Below are 16,220 nucleotides of genomic sequence, written 5' to 3'. Positions count from 1 at the left end.
CGGTTTTTACGAAATATCGGCATTGGTAAGCTCAGAGTGGGTGGAATAGGCAATGCGGATTTTTTGAAAGCACAGGTTTTCTTTTTGGGCAAAAAGAAAAAGCGTCACAGTTTCAGATCACAGTCACAGCACCGATAAATACTCCTTCAACTCCCATTCCGTCACGTTCACACGATACCTGTCCCACTCCACCTTCTTGGAGGTGATGAAGTTGTTGAAGATATGGTTGCCCAAAGCTTCTCTCACCAGTTCGCTCTTCTCTGTCAGTGTAATTGCCTCAATCAAACTCCCGGGCAGCGTTTTTATGCCTTCCTTCGCCCTTTCCTCATCACTTAGCCGGTAAACATCCTTCTCCGTAGGGGGTGGCAACTCATATTTGTTCTTTATTCCGGCTAATCCTGCTGCGAGCATCACAGAAAACGCTAAGTAAGGATTGCATGCAGGGTCAGGACTGCGGAATTCCACACGTGTCGCTTTCTCTTTATTAGGCTTATACATTGGCACTCGAACGAGTGTAGAGCGGTTGCGACGCGCCCATGTAATGTATACAGGTGCTTCATATCCCGGGACCAACCGTTTATACGAATTTATCCATTGATTAGTAACAGATGTTATTTCGGGTGCGTGTTTAAGCAATCCTGCGATATACCCTTTGCCTACATCAGACAGGTGATATTCGTCATTCTGATCAAAGAAAGCGTTTTTATCACCTTTAAATAAGGATTGATGCACGTGCATTCCCGAGCCATTCACACCGAAGATTGGCTTTGGCATGAACGTGGCATAACATCCGTGTTGCTGTGCTATCTCCTTTACCGCAATTCGGTAAGTCATTACCTGGTCTGCCATCGTCAGAGCATCCTTATATCTGAGGTCTATCTCGTGCTGAGAGGGAGAAACTTCGTGATGGCTGAATTCCACTTTTATTCCCATAGCCTCCAACATCAGGATTGTTTCTCTTCGCATGTCGACTCCTGCATCCAATGTCGTTAAATCGAAGTATCCACCCTCATCCAGCACCTCTGGATTTTTTCCATTCTTAAAATAAAAGTATTCCAGCTCGGGACCAACATAAAAGGTATAGCCATATTCTTTCTCCAGCCGTTCCAGGCTCCTCTTCAATATATACCTCGGGTCGCCTTTGTATGGACTACCGTCAGGATTCTGAATATCGCAGAACATCCTCGCAACTACATCCTCCTTTGGTCTCCATGGAATAATCTGAAATGTAGCAGGGTCGGGTTTTGCGACCATGTCGCTTTCGTCAATTCTAGCAAACCCTTTTATCGAGGAGCCGTCAAAACCCACGCCCTCGTCAAAGGCGGTTTCTAATTCAGAAACTGTAATAGAAACGCTCTTCAATCTTCCCAGAATATCGGTGAACCAGAGTCCGACAAATTTCACATCTTGATTTTTTATCACTTCAAATACTTCTTCCCTCGTCTTTTCCTCTTTTTCCATTCCCATATTGTCCACAGACTTCTATTGTTTTTATTTCACTCATAAAAAGAGAAAGAAGAACGGATTTTTTTGTATCCGCTATTCTTCCCAGCCCATTTTTTTGCTATCCAAAAATTCTTCACATTTCCCGCGCAAAGGCAACCCAGGTTTCCGTTGATGAGACATCCCTGCTCTGGTGGAGGAAATCTACTATTATTTTTGGGTCTTCCGCCTCGTAAATCCATATCGCATCATACCTGCCCAGCGTATGATACACTTGCAGGAACTTGACGCCTTTGGGCGGATTCTTGACTATCTCGTCACCGAATTTCCTCGCAGCTTCCACCATACCCGGGTTGACTTTCACGCAAGTTATGAACAACATCTTTTCTTTTCGCACCTCCTCAATCTCTCTTAAGGATTTAAGTATAAATAAAGTTATGTGTGCTCACTTTCGCTCTCCTTTACGATACGACCTGACTTGTTCGAGAACCACAGGATAGTCGGCAAATAAAGCTCCCAAATCTACTGTTCCAACCAGGTCAAAAATGCCCAGAGCTGCTACCACATCCCCTTTCCTATTCCGAATCGGCGCAACAACTACCGGCACACCTGCATATTTACCCTTAAGGAGATTAGTGTGTATCACCCGATTCTCCTTCAGTACCTGCTCTAATATCGGACCGGTGTATTCAAAGTCTATAATTTCTCCTTTTTCCACTCTAACGCCCTTTTTATTCCTGCTTCGCATTGCAACTGGCATTACAAACAAGTCGTTCACCGCTTTCGCTATCGGTGCGATTTCTTCTGCCGTTGCGTCCTCATTTACTACTATACTCAATTCTTCTACTCCCATTTTTACACCTTCTCTTTTTCTTTTAATTTAATATTCTATTCCTGAAATTGTGCTGCGGGTTTCATTCCAATAATGCTTGACCTTCTCCATGTGAGTAGCTATATCAGCCATCTCGATTATTCGGGCGCCTGGCTCTCTACCGCTAAGAATGATATCCGTATGACCCCTTTCTTCCAACAGCTTAAAAACATCGTCTTCTGTTAACAGTTCGAATTTTACCGCGTACAATATCTCATCCAGAATCAAAAGGTCAGCTTGTTTTTCACGTAGCACTCTATGAGCTAATTCCAAGCCCTCTTTAGCTTTTTTGAGATGTATCTCTCGCGATTCTCCGTCCTTTAAAAAACCCGGAGTGCCGCAAAGATGTATCTGTAAGTTGTCGAGGTTCTTTAGAAACTGGTATTCCCCGGTAGTTGGTCTTCCTTTCATAAACTGCAATATCACTACTCTTTTATTATGGCCCAACGCCCTTATGGCATGACCAATAGAGGCGGTTGTCTTTCCCTCTCCCTTCCCGTAGTAGACGATGATTTTTCCCGCTCCTGAGTTCATAAATGTATATCTCTAATAGAATATAGCGCTGCTTACCATAAATAAGTAATTATCCATGTATGGACATGCATTTTTTTAATACTTCCACAGACACGTCACATAAACCGAAAGGAAAGGGGAAAAGGTTAAAATCCTGTCTTACAAGGCATGTCTCCTATCATATGCCCTTTAAGATGGCTATGACTATAACGATGACGATGGGATAGCACCAAATATTTATTTTACATAAATTTGGAATTCGTCAATAGGCATTACGTTACTTTGTCCTTGTGGTATGGTTATATCAGGTTAGTATGCTATTATGAGCGATGAGAGCGGTGGTACTGTTATCCGGTGGTTTGGATTCGATACTGGCTTTAAAGCTCATTTTGGAGCAGGGGATAGAAGCGGTAGCGTTAAACCTCCTGCTACCTTTCCTGAGCGAGAAAGAAGACTACGCAGGTGCCACGGCACGGAGGTTTGGGGTGCCACTTGTGAGAGTGGAAGCAGGCGAGGAATACCTGGGGATATTAAGAAGCCCGAAGTATGGCTATGGTTCAGCGATGAATCCCTGCATAGATTGCCATATTTATATGCTCCGGAAGGCGAAGGCAGTTGCGAAACAGGTGGATGCATCTTTCATTGTTACCGGTGATGTTCTCGGCGAACGACCAATGAGCCAGCACAGACGAGCACTGGCACTGGAGGATAAGGAAGCGTGTGTGGAGGGTGAAGTCCTGAGACCACTATCAGCGAGATTGATGCCCGAGACAATTCCAGAGCGAGCGGGCTGGATAGACCGGAGCAAGCTTCTCGCGATAAGAGGGAAGAGCAGGAAGTCTCAGATTGCACTTGCAAAACGATACAATCTTGGCGGTGCTTATCCGACCCCCTCTGGAGGCTGTCTATTAACCTGTCGTGAGTTCTCATCGCGGGTACGCGATATACTGGTGCATGATGAGGATAGAGCACTGACGATGAAGGAGGTTGAACTGCTGAAAGTGGGCAGACATTTCAGGTTCGGTGCCTCGAAGATAATAGTGGGCAGGAACGAGCAAGAAAATGAGGTTCTAAAGCAGTTGCGGGATGTAGATGATTATCTCTTTGAAGTTCAGGGTTATAGTAGCCCGATAACGATTTTAAAAGGTTTTAAGAGTAGAGAAGCAGTGGAACTCGCGGCAAAGCTGACTGTGAGATATTCTGATGTTGACGCAGATGCAGATACAGAGGCGGTGGTGGAATATTGGGCAGGAAATGAAAAGAGCAAGATGGTTGTTCCGCCTTTAAAAGAATCTGATTCTGATATTGCTCGCTTCAGGATATAAGTTATGCAATATACACTATAAGATGAGGACGGAGATGAGGATAGCATGGAAGCCCTGGGAGCTAGCATCAATAGCTGCTCTCACAGCTATATTCATTGTAATAGCCACAATCAATCTCGGTGCTCTGGAGATACCCTCATCCTGCTGGCAGCCCCACGACCACGGTACTGACACTGGTACTGGTACTGGCATTAATGAGGTTGTACTTGACTTCGGTGCTGTTCAGCCTCTGGGCGATGTTTATATCTTCCTGCGCGATGCAAACCGAACGGTGTTCGACCTTTATGGCTCTACATCTACATCTACACCACCCAGCGGTGATGGGTGGAGAAAGCTCTACTCCTATGATAACTTAGAGAAGGTCCACTTTTGCAACTGGGATAAGATAGAACTGAACACCAACGCGCGATTCCTCAAGTTCCACTTCACGAACGAATCAACGGGTAAAATAGGTGAGATACTGGTATTATCCAGAGCGAACAGGAGAATAGCAATCAAGGACATAGAAGGAGAAGGTAGCTCGAGATTGATTGATGAGCAGGATCGTGTGCAATTACCTGTTACGCAGAAGGATGGTGCTTATTTTGATGAAATGTACTTTGTACGAACAGCGTGGGAATATCTGAACTTAAAAGAGCCGTATGAATGGACGCACCCACCACTTGGAAAACTCATAATCGCACTTGGTATCCTCATATTTGGTATGAATCCTTTTGGATGGCGATTTCTGGGCGTACTCGCTGCTGCTGCGATGATACCCATTATGTTCAGCTTGAGCAGACTTATGTTCAAGAGTGGCGGAGCAGGCATCTTCGCCGCTTCTCTTCTAACCTTTGATTTCATGCATTTCTCACTCGCGCGATTAGCAACAGGCGAGATCTATCTCGCTCTTTTCTCACTCCTCAGCTTCTTTTTTGCTTTCCTTTACCTCTACAGGGGAAGCCCCTATGCTCTATTCCTCAGTATCGTCTCATGTGGTCTTTGTTTCACTGTGAAATGGACTGCATTTTTTGGTTTTATTGCTATTCTGGCTCTCATGTTGGTATGCAAGAAGCGTGATTGGCAACTGATCCTGGCGGGTCTGCTGGTATCTGCTGCGATTTATCTCGCAAGCTATATACCTTCAATGCTCGCAGGTGGGGGGCACGGTCTGATTGATGTCTTCAAATTGCAGTTTAGTATGTTCGGGTATCACGCCGGCATCAGGGCTACACATCCCTTCTCCTCGCCCTGGTGGAGCTGGCAACTGATGCTAAAGCCACTCTGGATGTACTCCAACACGCTTGATGGCACAGGTACAGTTTCAACAGTCGTTCTGATGGGCAATCCGGCGGTATGGTGGGGCAGTATACCCGCATTGGGCTTCATCGTGATACAGAGATTGATAAGGAAGTTTGATTATACAGCACTCTTCATCATCCTGCCTTTCCTGCTGCTATGGCTGCCCTATGCGCTCATCACACGGATACTCTTCATTTATCATTTCGTGGCTGATGTCCCCTTCATGATACTCGCTATTACTTACTGCATGATGATGCTACAAGAGAAGAGGCGGTTATTTTTATTTGCTATGTTAAGCTTCGTTATCCTCGCAGTTGCTCTTTTCGCACTATTCTATCCGGTTATATCGGGCTATCCCATCACAGTAGGCTATAAAGATAGTCTGAAGTGGCTTACTGGTTGGATATTTTAAATCAATATCGCCCTCATGAGTACCCCGACGGTGAGAGAAACGATAAGCATCAGCCCGGTCGCTTTTAGCATATCTCTGATCCCTAATTCCTTGAGCAGGATGACGAAAGTAGCCACACATGGGAAATATGTGCTTAAAATCACACATGAAATAGTCAATTGCTGTGGGGTCATTCCCAGTGGTAATAGCATACCGACAGCGATGTCCTTCCTCAAGAAGCCCATGATCAGGGCAACTATTGCCTCCTTGGGCAAGCCAAGCAGGGTAGTGAGAACAGGTGAAAATAGCCCTGAAAGTAACTCTATCACCCCTGATATATATAGCAGATTCATAACGAAGACGCCCAGCAGGACAAACGGAACAGCCTCCACCAGGAAGCCATAAGCCTTCGTCCACGTCTTTTTCAAGAGCGTTACAGGGTCTGGTTTGCGATACGGCGGGACTTCCAGCAATAGTTCAGGACTCTCACCTTTTATTATCCTCTTCAATACCAGTCCCAGAGAGATGTATAACAAAGCGAGAGTGCCGTAAACCATGAGTATCCACCTCATACCATATTTGCCAAGAATACCAAATATCATCGCTGATTGTGCCATACAGGGTACCGCTATAGCCATCAATGTGGCAGCAATGAATCGTTGCTTCTCTGTCTCCATTATCCGTGTGGCTAATGCGCCCGGGACGTTGCAACCCAGACCTAATATTGTGGGTACAATTGCAGAGCCGTGTAAGCCCAGCTTGTGCAGTCCTGTATCCACAAGCACCGCGAGTCGAGGCAGATAGCCTGTGTCTTCAAGCAGGCTGAGCATGAGATAAAATGTGACCACAAACGGCAGGACCATATCAAAAGGGACATATAACCCTGTTGTCAGAAGCCCGAACGACTGTGTGAAATCAAGAGATTCGAGTGTGGACTTACCTATCAGTATCTCATGTACCAGCCCCTTGGGATAAAATGTATTCACAACCCCCACTATCCACGGACCATAGTAATCATAGAATATCGGGTCCATCAAATATTCTATTATCAGATTCCCTATCCGGATGATGAATAAAAATATCAGGAATATCACAATCACCGCAATTGGTATACCGGTCGCGGGCTTCACGGTGATATCAGCTATGTGCTCCCGGATAGTATGGTGTCGGTGATGCACAACCTGAACTTTTCGGATGATGTCTCCTATTTTCCGCCACCGCTCTTCCTCGGTCATCGGCTTGATCTGCTCTGATTGCTTCGCAGCACGTAATTTCAATGTCAATTCCTTTACACCCTCACCGGATATAGCACATGTCGGAACCACAGGTACTCCGAGTAGCTTCTCCAGATGCCGTACGTCTATATCAATGCCTATGTGCTTTGCCTCGTCCGAGAGATTCAATGCGATGATGGTCGGCTTTTTCATGCCCAGTATCTCCAGTGTGAGATACAGATTGCGTTCCATGTGAGTCGCATCCACCACGTTTATTATTATATCCGCTTCCTGGAGCATGGTACGAGCCACCTCTTCCGCCTTCGAGATCGGCTCTAAGGAGTATGTGCCGGGTACATCAATCAACTCAAACTTTTCTCCGCCTATGTGCGTGTAACCCTTCGTGAAGTCAACGGTTGTACCAGGATAATTGGATGAGATCACATTCACACCGGTGAGGCGCGAGAAGAGGACACTCTTGCCCACATTTGGACAGCCCATCATTGCTATCCGCTTCATCTTTCTACCCCTGTATCTTCTCTATTAATATACGCCTCGCCATTCCAAGCCCGATTGCTATCTGGGTACCCTCAACATTTATGACCAGCGGTCCCCTTGCAGGCTGCATCGCTATCATCTCTACCATTTTACCCTCCATCAGACCCATTGTCCTGAAGTGGCGTTGGCGCCCTCTACCATGCCCCAGAGCAACTATTCTCGCCTTTTCTCCCGGTAAGAGAGTCGTGAGGGGTGCTACCTTTACATCTCTACCGCTCATTCGTCATCAGTATAATGAAAAACAGTCTCATGAGAAAAAAATGATAAAGATATATAAAGAGGTGGTCAATTGAATAGTAAGATGCCGAAAGAGGTAAGCCTGGCAGACATAATGAAGATGATAGAGGAATACGAGGTGGTGGAGCTGGAGGACGTAAGGATAGAGGGCGACGTGGAGATAGAGTTAGGAACCGTTATAGCCCCTGCAGTAATACAGGCATTGCAGCAGCAACAGCAATTACAGGTGAGGAAAGAGGCTGTGGAGCTGGTAGAAGCCCGCTTTGAGGTTGGGAAAGCGGAGTGGAATGGCGAGATAGAGGAGGTAACAATAGGAGCTACGTCTGCCGATGGTGGTACCAGAGAGCGCACAGTGACAATAGGTGGTGAGAAAGCTCTGCCTTTCTATAACTTCGATCATCCAATGCCACACCCGCCGGTGATCTCCGTAGACTGTTTTGACATGCCAATATCGCTGGCAAAGGCTGTGCGGGAGCATTATCAGGATGTGATGGAGGACCCTGGAGAGTGGGCGAAGAAGAATGTTCACAAATTCGGTGCTGATATGGTTACGATTCATCTGATAAGTACAGACCCAATGATAAAGGACACACCCGCACGAGAGGCGGCGAAGACGGTAGAGGAGGTATTACAGGCGGTTAAGGTGCCCATAGTCATTGGTGGTTCCGGCAATCCGGATAAAGACCCTGAGGTACTGGAAGCCGCGGCAGAGGCTGCTGCTGGCGAACGCTGCCTGATTGCATCAGCGAACCTGAATATGGATTATGAGCGAATAGCAAAAGCGGCTATGGCTAATGGGCATGTCATTCTATCATGGACTCAACTGGATATAAATGCGCAGAAGACGCTGAACCGATACCTGTTCAAACTCGGCGTGCCCCGTAATGATATAGTAATAGACCCGACAACAGCAGCTCTCGGTTATGGACTGGATTATGCATTCACGAATATAGAGCGGATGAGAATATCAGCGTTAAAGGGTGATACAGACCTGGCATTCCCTATTTCATGTGGCATAACGAACGCATGGGGTGCGAGAGAGGCATGGATGAAGAACTCGCCAATCAAGGAAGATTCTGATTGGGGTCCTGCGAGCTATCGTGGACCTTTATATGAGATCATCACAGGATTGACTCTGGGCATAGCGGGTGGTGACATGTTCATGATGATGCATCCGGAGGCAGGTGCTGCAGTAAAAAAAATAACCCGGATGCTATTTGGCATTGGCACTGATACAGAAACAGAAGTTAAGCATATAGATATTGAAGATTGGGTGAGGTGGAAGGGATAAGATAAAAAGAACCTATAAGAGAACCATGGATTCTGATACTTATACTTATACACAGGATTCTTAGCTATAAGATGCATTGGTCACAGGCGATAGCGAAGGACATTATAGCGCAAAGAGAAGAGCGAAAGCATGTCGTTGCCACGGGTATCACTCCTTCAGGAGATATCCACATTGGTAACCTCCGTGAGATAATAATTGGTGATGCAGTACGGAATGCACTCATGGATATGGGTGTGGATGCAGATCTTATCTACGTCGCTGACACCTTCGACCCACTGCGAAGAAGATACCCATTCCTGCCACCAGAATACGATCAACATGTAGGGAGACCGTTATCGGAGATCCCGGACCCTGAAGGATGCCATTCCTCCTATGCTGAACATTTCCTCAGTCCGTTCCTCGAATCCCTGACTGAACTGGGCATAGAGATAGAGATTCTACGTGCCGATGAGATGTATAAATCAGGCTTATATGCAGATGCGATAAAAGAGGCGTTGTTGAGGCGAGAGGAATTAGCGAGGATACTACAGGAGAGTTCAGGCAGACATCTGAGTCATGATTGGTCACCCTTCTCACCGCTTTGCGATGCCTGTGGTAGAATCACATCTGCTGTAGTAACAGGTTACAACATGGAGAAGCAAGAAGTATATTATGAGTGTGAATGCGGTAATAAAAGCACTGCATCGTTAAGAGGCGGGGGTAAATTGGCATGGCGGGTAGACTGGGCAGCGAGGTGGAGGATACTCGGCGTTACCGTTGAGCCTTTTGGTAAAGACCATGCAGCACCTGGCGGGAGCTTCGATTCTGGTAAGAGGATAGCCCTTGAGATATACAATTTCAAGGCACCTTATCCTATCCCATTTGAACATATCCTGCTCAAGCTCAGGGAAGGAGACAGAACGAAAGTCACGGCTATGTCTTCATCACGGGGCACCAACATCCCGATCCATGAGATACTAGAAGTTGTACCACCGGAGATACTGAAACATCTTATATGGCGAGTAAGACCCGACCGGCACATAGAATTTGACCCCTCCACACCGCTATTGCACCTGATAGACGAATATGAGCGTGAAATAGGAGGTATAGGAAGTGGTTTAGCAGCAAAAATACCGTTCCGGCATTTCCTGACACTCGTACAGGTAGCTCGTGGTGACTTCAATGAGCTACTTGCAGTTATCCAGAGGAGTGGTTATGAGTTACCTGAGGGAGCAGAAGAAGAGAAAGAGGAAGAGTTGAATGCGATACGGAAGAAAGCAGGATACGCTCAGAACTGGCTGCAGAGGTATGCACCTGAGAACCTTAAATTTGAGCTGCAGTTATCAGTGCCATGGGAAGGCATAAAAGGACTTTCTGATGCCCAGAAACGAGCTCTACGCATGATAGCACAGCGTATAGCATCCAAAAAAAGTCTCAATGCTACAGAATGGCATAATATGATATATGAGGTAGCTACCACTGCGAATATTGACCCAAAAGAGGTTTTTAGAGCTATTTACATTTCATTGCTGAATAAGCCTTCTGGACCCAGAGCAGGATGGCTACTCGCATCTCTGGATATCCAATTCCTGCGTACACGGTTTGAAATCGCATCAGGAACAGAAGCTGAGCTGGACTCAAATAATTGTGAATAATACCAGGATTTGGGTCATTAGTATTAGTATCCTAATAGTTAATAACCAATGCAAATACAACAATATTTAATATAGCATATATGTTGTCCAACAATATCGTTAGGTGATAAGGATGTTACAGATTGGTGGCCCCGCCATGGGGGAATCTCTTCGATAGGGAAGAAAAGATTGAAGAGATATTTAGATCGTTAAAACAGAATAATATTTTGTTGATTTCGCCCAGGAGGTATGGGAAAACCTCGGTAATGAAAGAAGTCATTAGAAGATTAAGCGAAAGAGGCTATTTATGCCTGTTTCTGGACATAATGTACGTTGATGCGCCTGAGCAGTTTTTGATTGAGTTAGCAACACCACAGCTTTCGATGAAGCCAGTGCAAGGAGAAGATTTCTCCAATCTTTGAAGGGTTCATTTATACGACTGGGTGAGTTATTAGAGGGGATAGAAGCTTCAGTAGCAGGAACAGGTATAAAAGTGAAGTTTAGAGGTAGATTGAGAGAGGAAGAGATATTTTCGATGCAATAAAGAACATATCAGATAAAAAACCGGTGTACATCGTAATTGATGAGTTATCCGAGTGCATCGGTAACATGATCATGATAGTAAAGAATAAGGATGCGAGAAAATTCCTTCAGTGGCTCAGGAGTATGAGGCAGCGAACAATAGAAGATTTGAGGTTTATAGTTGGTGGGTCAGTAAGCTTTGACCGAGTTGTAAGAGAAATCAAGGGTCTTTCCTGGATAAATGACTTCGAACGAGTTCCCATAGGCGGTTTTTCGAGGGAGGACGCCTTAAAATTCATAGAGAAGGGATTAAATGATTTCTATATTCTATATTAAAGTTGATGGTGAGAATATCCGATTTCAATCGAAGGTATTGAGGGATTGGTGGAGATTGTATGGCTGAAGTAGTGCTTTACAGGTTTCAACCGGATGCGATGGACAAGGAGATGCTGGATCGGCTTTTAATTGGCAGAAATAGAAGAGGCTGTGAAGAATCGAACACCGAGATATTATTTATTGGTGGGTTCGAGAGGCGTAGGGAAAACCCATTTCATCACTCTACTATACCATAACATTAAGGAGAGAATAGAGAATTCTTTGCCGATAAAATTGTCTGAGGAAGAATTCTCGATATACCGAGTTTCTGATTTGCTTTTACGAGTATTAGAGATGACGGAGGGAGAAAGAATTAATTTTAGCATTTTTGAGAATATGACAGACGATGAAGTAGTCATAGGAGCTCTGGATGTGTTAAAGAGCAAAGGTAAAATGATTGTGCTATTCCTTGAGAACTTGAATCAGATACTGGGTGAGCAAATGAGTGAAAAGGAAGTCAAAAGGTTAAGATCCATTTTTCAAACGGAAAATATGTTTACGGTAGTTACCACCTCACCACTCGTGTTTCCACAGGTCTCTAAACATGAGGAGCCGTTCTTCAGATTCTTTGATATTATATATCTCAAGGAGCTTACAAGAGAAGAGCTTAAGGAGCTTGTCAGGGAAATAGCCAGGATTGAGAATAATGAAGAGTTCTTTGGCAAAATGGAAGAATATGGAGAAAAAAAAGATGCTGTTGGTCTTCTTACTGGGGGTAATCCGAGGATGGCAATATTGCTTTATGACCTTATGAGCAAAGGCAAAATAGTGGATGTTGAGAAGGTTTTCTTTAAACTGCTCGATGAAAATACACCTTATTATCAGGATGTTTTTAGATTGCTCAGTGCAACGAAGGTCTTATGGCATTTATGATGGGGCTGATTGACACTAAGAACGTTAAAGCTGTGGAAATGGCTTTGCTCGCATTATTTGAAAAGAATAATGAGCTTAGAGAGTTGTTTGAGCCAATCCATATCGCAGTAGAAATAGTGAAGAGTAAAGACGTGAACAGATATTATGAACTTCAGGTAGAAATAAGGGAGCTGGTAGCTGAAATAGTTAAAAAGCTTACAGGTTCAGGAGAGTTGTTGCCAGAAGAGTATCGGAGCAGGTGAAGCGGGAAATTCAAGGTTACTACAGGATGTTTTACTCACAGTAGAGCATATAAAGGCTAATAAAAGGGAGCTTGGTTCCACGACCACTCCAGACTTCATCCCATAATCCCTTTTACCCACTCCTGCACTTCCGGCGGCTCATTCTCATTCTCTAACATCTCATTCCATTTCTCATCTGTCAACCGGTCATCCATAGGATGTTTGAACTCGTAATAGCTGAAAACAGGACCTGCACCCACGATTATCCTGCCGTCTGGAACGTTATAAGCAACCAGAATCATGTTCACGTATCCGACACCCTCTTCCAGAACCTTTTTCGTGTTGCAATCCGTATGCACATCAGCAACGATGATGGTGTTCATACCTCTGGCATCCACGCCGGCAACGATAGAATCCATACTCTCGCCAAAGTTTCTTATGAATTCGTAATCGCTCTCGTTCAACTCCTTGTTCTCAAGTTCTGCTTTTGAAATGTTAACCAATCGTTCAAGAATGCGTTCCAAGCTTTGCAGTCTTTCCCGCTCTGTTTCAGTCAGAACGTCGAGGTCTGCCAAGCCTTCTTCTGTCATTTGCGTTAATGATAACAAACGCGCATAGAATTCCGGCACTGGCTCCACATAGCCTACTGGCTTGGGCGGCATTGCTACTGAACGGGGGAGTGTATAACCCTGCTTAACGTAAAGAATGGTATCATGCCGTAGTTCAGTCCATGAAGCGAGAGCAGTCTGCAACTCCTTCTTTTGCCATGCTTCGGTCTGCATGAACGTTGGATAGCCATCCCCGAACTCTGTTAGCAACGGCTTTAACGTGTAAAGCCAGCTCCAGTACAGATTTTGATTCCATTCTGAGAGATTAACACCTGCAAAATCCGATTTAAGCGTGTTTAGTTGTATATCATAACTCATGTTGTTAGAGTTAGAGCAAACATCTACGGGTTTGTTGTTCGATTTACTTCCATATTCGGTGTCTCCTTCTTCTCTTAAAATATCCTCTGCCATTTCGGAACCGAGCACTGCCATAACATCCAGACCTCGTGGGAAACATCTCTCAGGTCCCAGTTGCGTGATACACATCGTGAACGGCGTGTCATTGCCCACATACATGCCTACCGCAGGAGAGACCAGTTGCTGAAACATATAAGAATCAGGAACGAATCTCTGACCCATAAATCGCATTCCTTTTGTCTTGTCCAGGCACTCGTACAACTTCTCCCTGGTTATCGGCGGGTAAACGACACAAACTCCACTTCCTCCGTAAATTTCGGGACTTCTCATCTTCGCAAGCTCTGCCTTCAGCGCCAACAAATTAGCTTCATCACTCAGTTCGCTCAAATTGAAATCCACGCCAAAAGTGCTGTTCAGCGCGTTTGCATATTCGTAAGGTGTCAAATCGTCTGCTTTGCCAACAAAGAACGCAGTAACAGCATAGATACGATCCCATATTTCCTGCACTGGTTTGTCTCCGGCTTTCACCTCCGGCAGCTCCGAAGATATTAAAGCAGCTTGTATTGTTGATATTTTTGCATCATGCTCGCTTACCAGTGCATCATCACCGTTGCAACCCTTTAACAGAAACGCCATCCTGCCATACCACATCATCGCCTTAAAATACCTTTTCAGTTTCTCGCTTTGCGTGTAATGCCCTCTTGGCACGTATTGCGAATAATCCTCACTATAGCAGCATGAATCGAAGTACGAACAGTTAGCATTTGAATTAAAAATTGGGCTTGGTTGGAACCCCTCATGCTTTTCTATATTGGCTATCTCCGCTTCAACTTCGTCTTTTACGTAATTTGGTATCGAGAAATTAATTTCTCTGATGTTTTCGCTTCCGTTTCCGTTATAGCCTTCGGTCGGCGTTTGCAAAAGTTTTAATGCAACCGAGAAATAAGCGACATTCCTTCTCGCTGCTTCCTTTAATTCAGGTTCGGAGTCTGAGAAATTGTTATAGTCATGTTCTGCACGCACAAGCATCGCTTTGCTCATAGTAACGAGTTCGTCAAAGAACTCTCTTTCCTCAACGCCCTTGAGTATCTCATTGAACTGGATATGGTAGAGATGGAGCAATGTGTCTGCGGTGACAAATATAGGAACTTCGTGCCACTTTAAGTATTCATAAGGTGCTGTAATATCGTCTTCATGTCCATAATTTATTATCACAAATCCATTGCTTCCTAACAGTTCTTTCGCACTTTCACTCAGGTTGAACACCGTATTTATCTTCTCAAAGTTTGAGATGTCGCCTGACGTCAAAGGCAACTGATAAGAAGGCACGTTGGGAGTTACAGAGACGTTTGTTGGATTGTAGTGTGAGGAGAACGCGAGTTTCGGGTTTTCGTCCTGTACTTCTGCTGAATTCGCGGATTCACCCACTAATCGAATCGCAGGTATCCAGTTGGTGTACGAACGCCCATTCGCATCCACGAACGAGGTGCAGTTGATTATCCCCCTCTCTTCTTCCGCCTCCACCACAGGGGTGTGATGAATCTGAGGATAAGAGCCGGTCTTTAACGTGTAGTAGTAAGTATGATTCGCGAGCATTGTGAAAGGTGAGAAAGTGATATTATACCAATCGCTGTCGTAACCATTCCAATGCCCTTCGGTTATCTTTTCTGTTCTATTCGGGTCATAATAAAAAGCAACATATTCTGTATGCCCACCCGTGCCCGGGCAGGGGTATGTATAAAGTGTGGATACATTGTATATAGTCTCGTATGGCGTTATTGACCCGTTATGTGTGCCTGAGATGCTCGGGTATGGGTTGGCAGTTTTCCCGGTATCGAAGGTGAGCGCTGTTGGCACTTCCTGCGCTTCAAGCGTGATATTCGGGTCGAAAATCCCACCGCGGTTTATATCTTCCGAAGTTACACCGCAATTAAAGTTCGCAATATTGCCGTTGCGATTGTCGCTGACGTTAAAATTCTCTATTGACCCATTGTATCGCCATGCCGTTAGCCATGCATCGTCTTCAAATAATCCAGTAACGCAAGAAGAGACATTTTCGAGCTCTTCTTCTATTAGTCCCAGCGTTTGATTAAAAGACTCTAAATTGCCTGCCTTTATTTTCCCGTGATTTGAAGGTAAAGGCAGAATCTCGAGTGCGGTGGAATTTTCAGAGGCATTGACATCAGTGGAAATAATCAGCGTTTCCATTGATCCATTCCACGCAACAACAGCTTTTTGCTCTGATTCGAATACCGGAATGTCTATTGAAGGGGCTATAACCCCGTGGTCCGCAACCACAGGAGGAATAGTAATAAACATTACGGAAATTGCGAACATGAGAACAATTGCAGACATTTTCAGTGCGATTTTAGTTTTCATCTCTCGCCCCCTTATTTCCGCTTCGCTTTTACCTTCACCCTTTTGCTCGCATCTTGCACACAGGGATATATAACCATACAATCATTAACCACTACTGCAATACAAAGCAGCTTTTTACGCTGGTATTTGTCTTCTTTTCTTATCCACT

The 16,220-nt window shown here is 44.9% G+C and carries 16 protein-coding genes; 9 read left to right on the top strand and 7 right to left on the bottom strand.

Features of this window, described 5'->3' with window-relative positions; translation table 11 throughout:
• Positions 1–123: 123 nt before the first annotated feature.
• The 4 genes from J7J01_04780 to J7J01_04765 all read right to left on the bottom strand — a co-directional run bounded on the left by J7J01_04780 (position 124) and on the right by J7J01_04765 (position 2,848).
• Positions 124–1,461, bottom strand: coding sequence for a glutamine synthetase (locus tag J7J01_04780; GenBank protein MCD6210196.1), 1,338 nt, complete (start codon positions 1,459–1,461; stop codon positions 124–126).
• 118 nt (positions 1,462–1,579) lie between these two features.
• Positions 1,580–1,825 (bottom strand): hypothetical protein, encoded by a 246-nt coding sequence (locus J7J01_04775; GenBank protein MCD6210195.1) that lies wholly within the window; start codon positions 1,823–1,825, stop codon positions 1,580–1,582.
• A 63-nt stretch (positions 1,826–1,888) separates the two neighbouring features.
• A complete protein-coding gene (locus tag J7J01_04770) occupies positions 1,889–2,296 on the bottom strand; it encodes a DUF2111 domain-containing protein (protein MCD6210194.1) in 408 nt (135 codons plus the stop codon).
• A 27-nt stretch (positions 2,297–2,323) separates the two neighbouring features.
• Positions 2,324–2,848: a cob(I)yrinic acid a,c-diamide adenosyltransferase gene (locus J7J01_04765; protein MCD6210193.1), complete on the bottom strand. Its 525-nt coding sequence runs from the start codon at positions 2,846–2,848 to the stop codon at positions 2,324–2,326.
• 308 nt (positions 2,849–3,156) lie between these two features.
• Here J7J01_04765 and J7J01_04760 point away from each other — a divergent pair, with 308 nt between their 5' ends.
• Both J7J01_04760 and J7J01_04755 read left to right on the top strand, forming a co-directional pair.
• On the top strand, positions 3,157–4,152 hold the full coding sequence (locus J7J01_04760; protein MCD6210192.1) for a hypothetical protein: 996 nt from the start codon (positions 3,157–3,159) through the stop codon (positions 4,150–4,152).
• A 34-nt stretch (positions 4,153–4,186) separates the two neighbouring features.
• Complete coding sequence (locus J7J01_04755; GenBank protein ID MCD6210191.1) at positions 4,187–5,845, top strand: glycosyltransferase family 39 protein; 1,659 nt, start codon at positions 4,187–4,189, stop codon at positions 5,843–5,845.
• On the opposite strand, the gene J7J01_04750 is transcribed toward J7J01_04755, so the two are convergent.
• The gene (locus J7J01_04750; protein ID MCD6210190.1) at positions 5,842–7,557 is read right to left on the bottom strand and encodes a ferrous iron transporter B; all 1,716 of its coding nucleotides are present in this window, start codon (positions 7,555–7,557) and stop codon (positions 5,842–5,844) included. The two genes, J7J01_04755 and J7J01_04750, sit on opposite strands and share 4 nt — an antisense overlap.
• 4 nt (positions 7,558–7,561) lie before the next feature.
• Positions 7,562–7,816 (bottom strand): ferrous iron transport protein A, encoded by a 255-nt coding sequence (locus J7J01_04745; protein MCD6210189.1) that lies wholly within the window; start codon positions 7,814–7,816, stop codon positions 7,562–7,564.
• Positions 7,817–7,885: 69 nt separating this feature from the next.
• Here J7J01_04745 and cdhD point away from each other — a divergent pair, with 69 nt between their 5' ends.
• The 7 genes from cdhD (at position 7,886) to J7J01_04710 (ending at position 12,749) form a co-directional block, all read left to right on the top strand.
• Entirely contained in the window at positions 7,886–9,124 is a 1,239-nt protein-coding gene (cdhD, locus tag J7J01_04740; GenBank protein ID MCD6210188.1) for a CO dehydrogenase/acetyl-CoA synthase subunit delta, read from the top strand.
• A 71-nt stretch (positions 9,125–9,195) separates the two neighbouring features.
• Positions 9,196–10,758 (top strand): lysine--tRNA ligase, encoded by a 1,563-nt coding sequence (gene lysS / locus J7J01_04735; GenBank protein MCD6210187.1) that lies wholly within the window; start codon positions 9,196–9,198, stop codon positions 10,756–10,758.
• A gap of 245 nt (positions 10,759–11,003) precedes the next feature.
• The gene (locus J7J01_04730) at positions 11,004–11,159 is read left to right on the top strand and encodes a hypothetical protein (GenBank protein ID MCD6210186.1); all 156 of its coding nucleotides are present in this window, start codon (positions 11,004–11,006) and stop codon (positions 11,157–11,159) included.
• 193 nt (positions 11,160–11,352) lie between these two features.
• Complete coding sequence (locus tag J7J01_04725) at positions 11,353–11,595, top strand: hypothetical protein (protein ID MCD6210185.1); 243 nt, start codon at positions 11,353–11,355, stop codon at positions 11,593–11,595.
• 59 nt (positions 11,596–11,654) lie between these two features.
• Positions 11,655–11,831 carry a hypothetical protein gene (locus tag J7J01_04720; GenBank protein MCD6210184.1) on the top strand — a complete coding sequence of 59 codons (177 nt, stop codon included), beginning with the start codon at positions 11,655–11,657 and terminating at the stop codon, positions 11,829–11,831.
• Between the two features lie 37 nt (positions 11,832–11,868).
• Positions 11,869–12,507 carry a hypothetical protein gene (locus tag J7J01_04715; GenBank protein ID MCD6210183.1) on the top strand — a complete coding sequence of 213 codons (639 nt, stop codon included), beginning with the start codon at positions 11,869–11,871 and terminating at the stop codon, positions 12,505–12,507.
• Positions 12,495–12,749: a hypothetical protein gene (locus J7J01_04710; protein ID MCD6210182.1), complete on the top strand. Its 255-nt coding sequence runs from the start codon at positions 12,495–12,497 to the stop codon at positions 12,747–12,749. Before J7J01_04715 ends, J7J01_04710 begins: the two co-directional genes overlap by 13 nt.
• Positions 12,750–12,844: 95 nt before the next feature.
• On the opposite strand, the gene J7J01_04705 is transcribed toward J7J01_04710, so the two are convergent.
• Positions 12,845–16,072, bottom strand: a complete 3,228-nt coding sequence (locus J7J01_04705) for a DUF3160 domain-containing protein (protein MCD6210181.1) — start codon at positions 16,070–16,072, stop codon at positions 12,845–12,847.
• Between the last annotated feature and the right edge of the window lie 148 nt (positions 16,073–16,220).

It is taken from the genome of Methanophagales archaeon (genome assembly GCA_021159465.1).
Lineage (GTDB): Archaea > Halobacteriota > Syntropharchaeia > Alkanophagales > Methanospirareceae > G60ANME1.
Note: the sequence above shows the minus strand (reverse complement) of the source record. Positions and strands in the feature narration are given on the sequence as shown.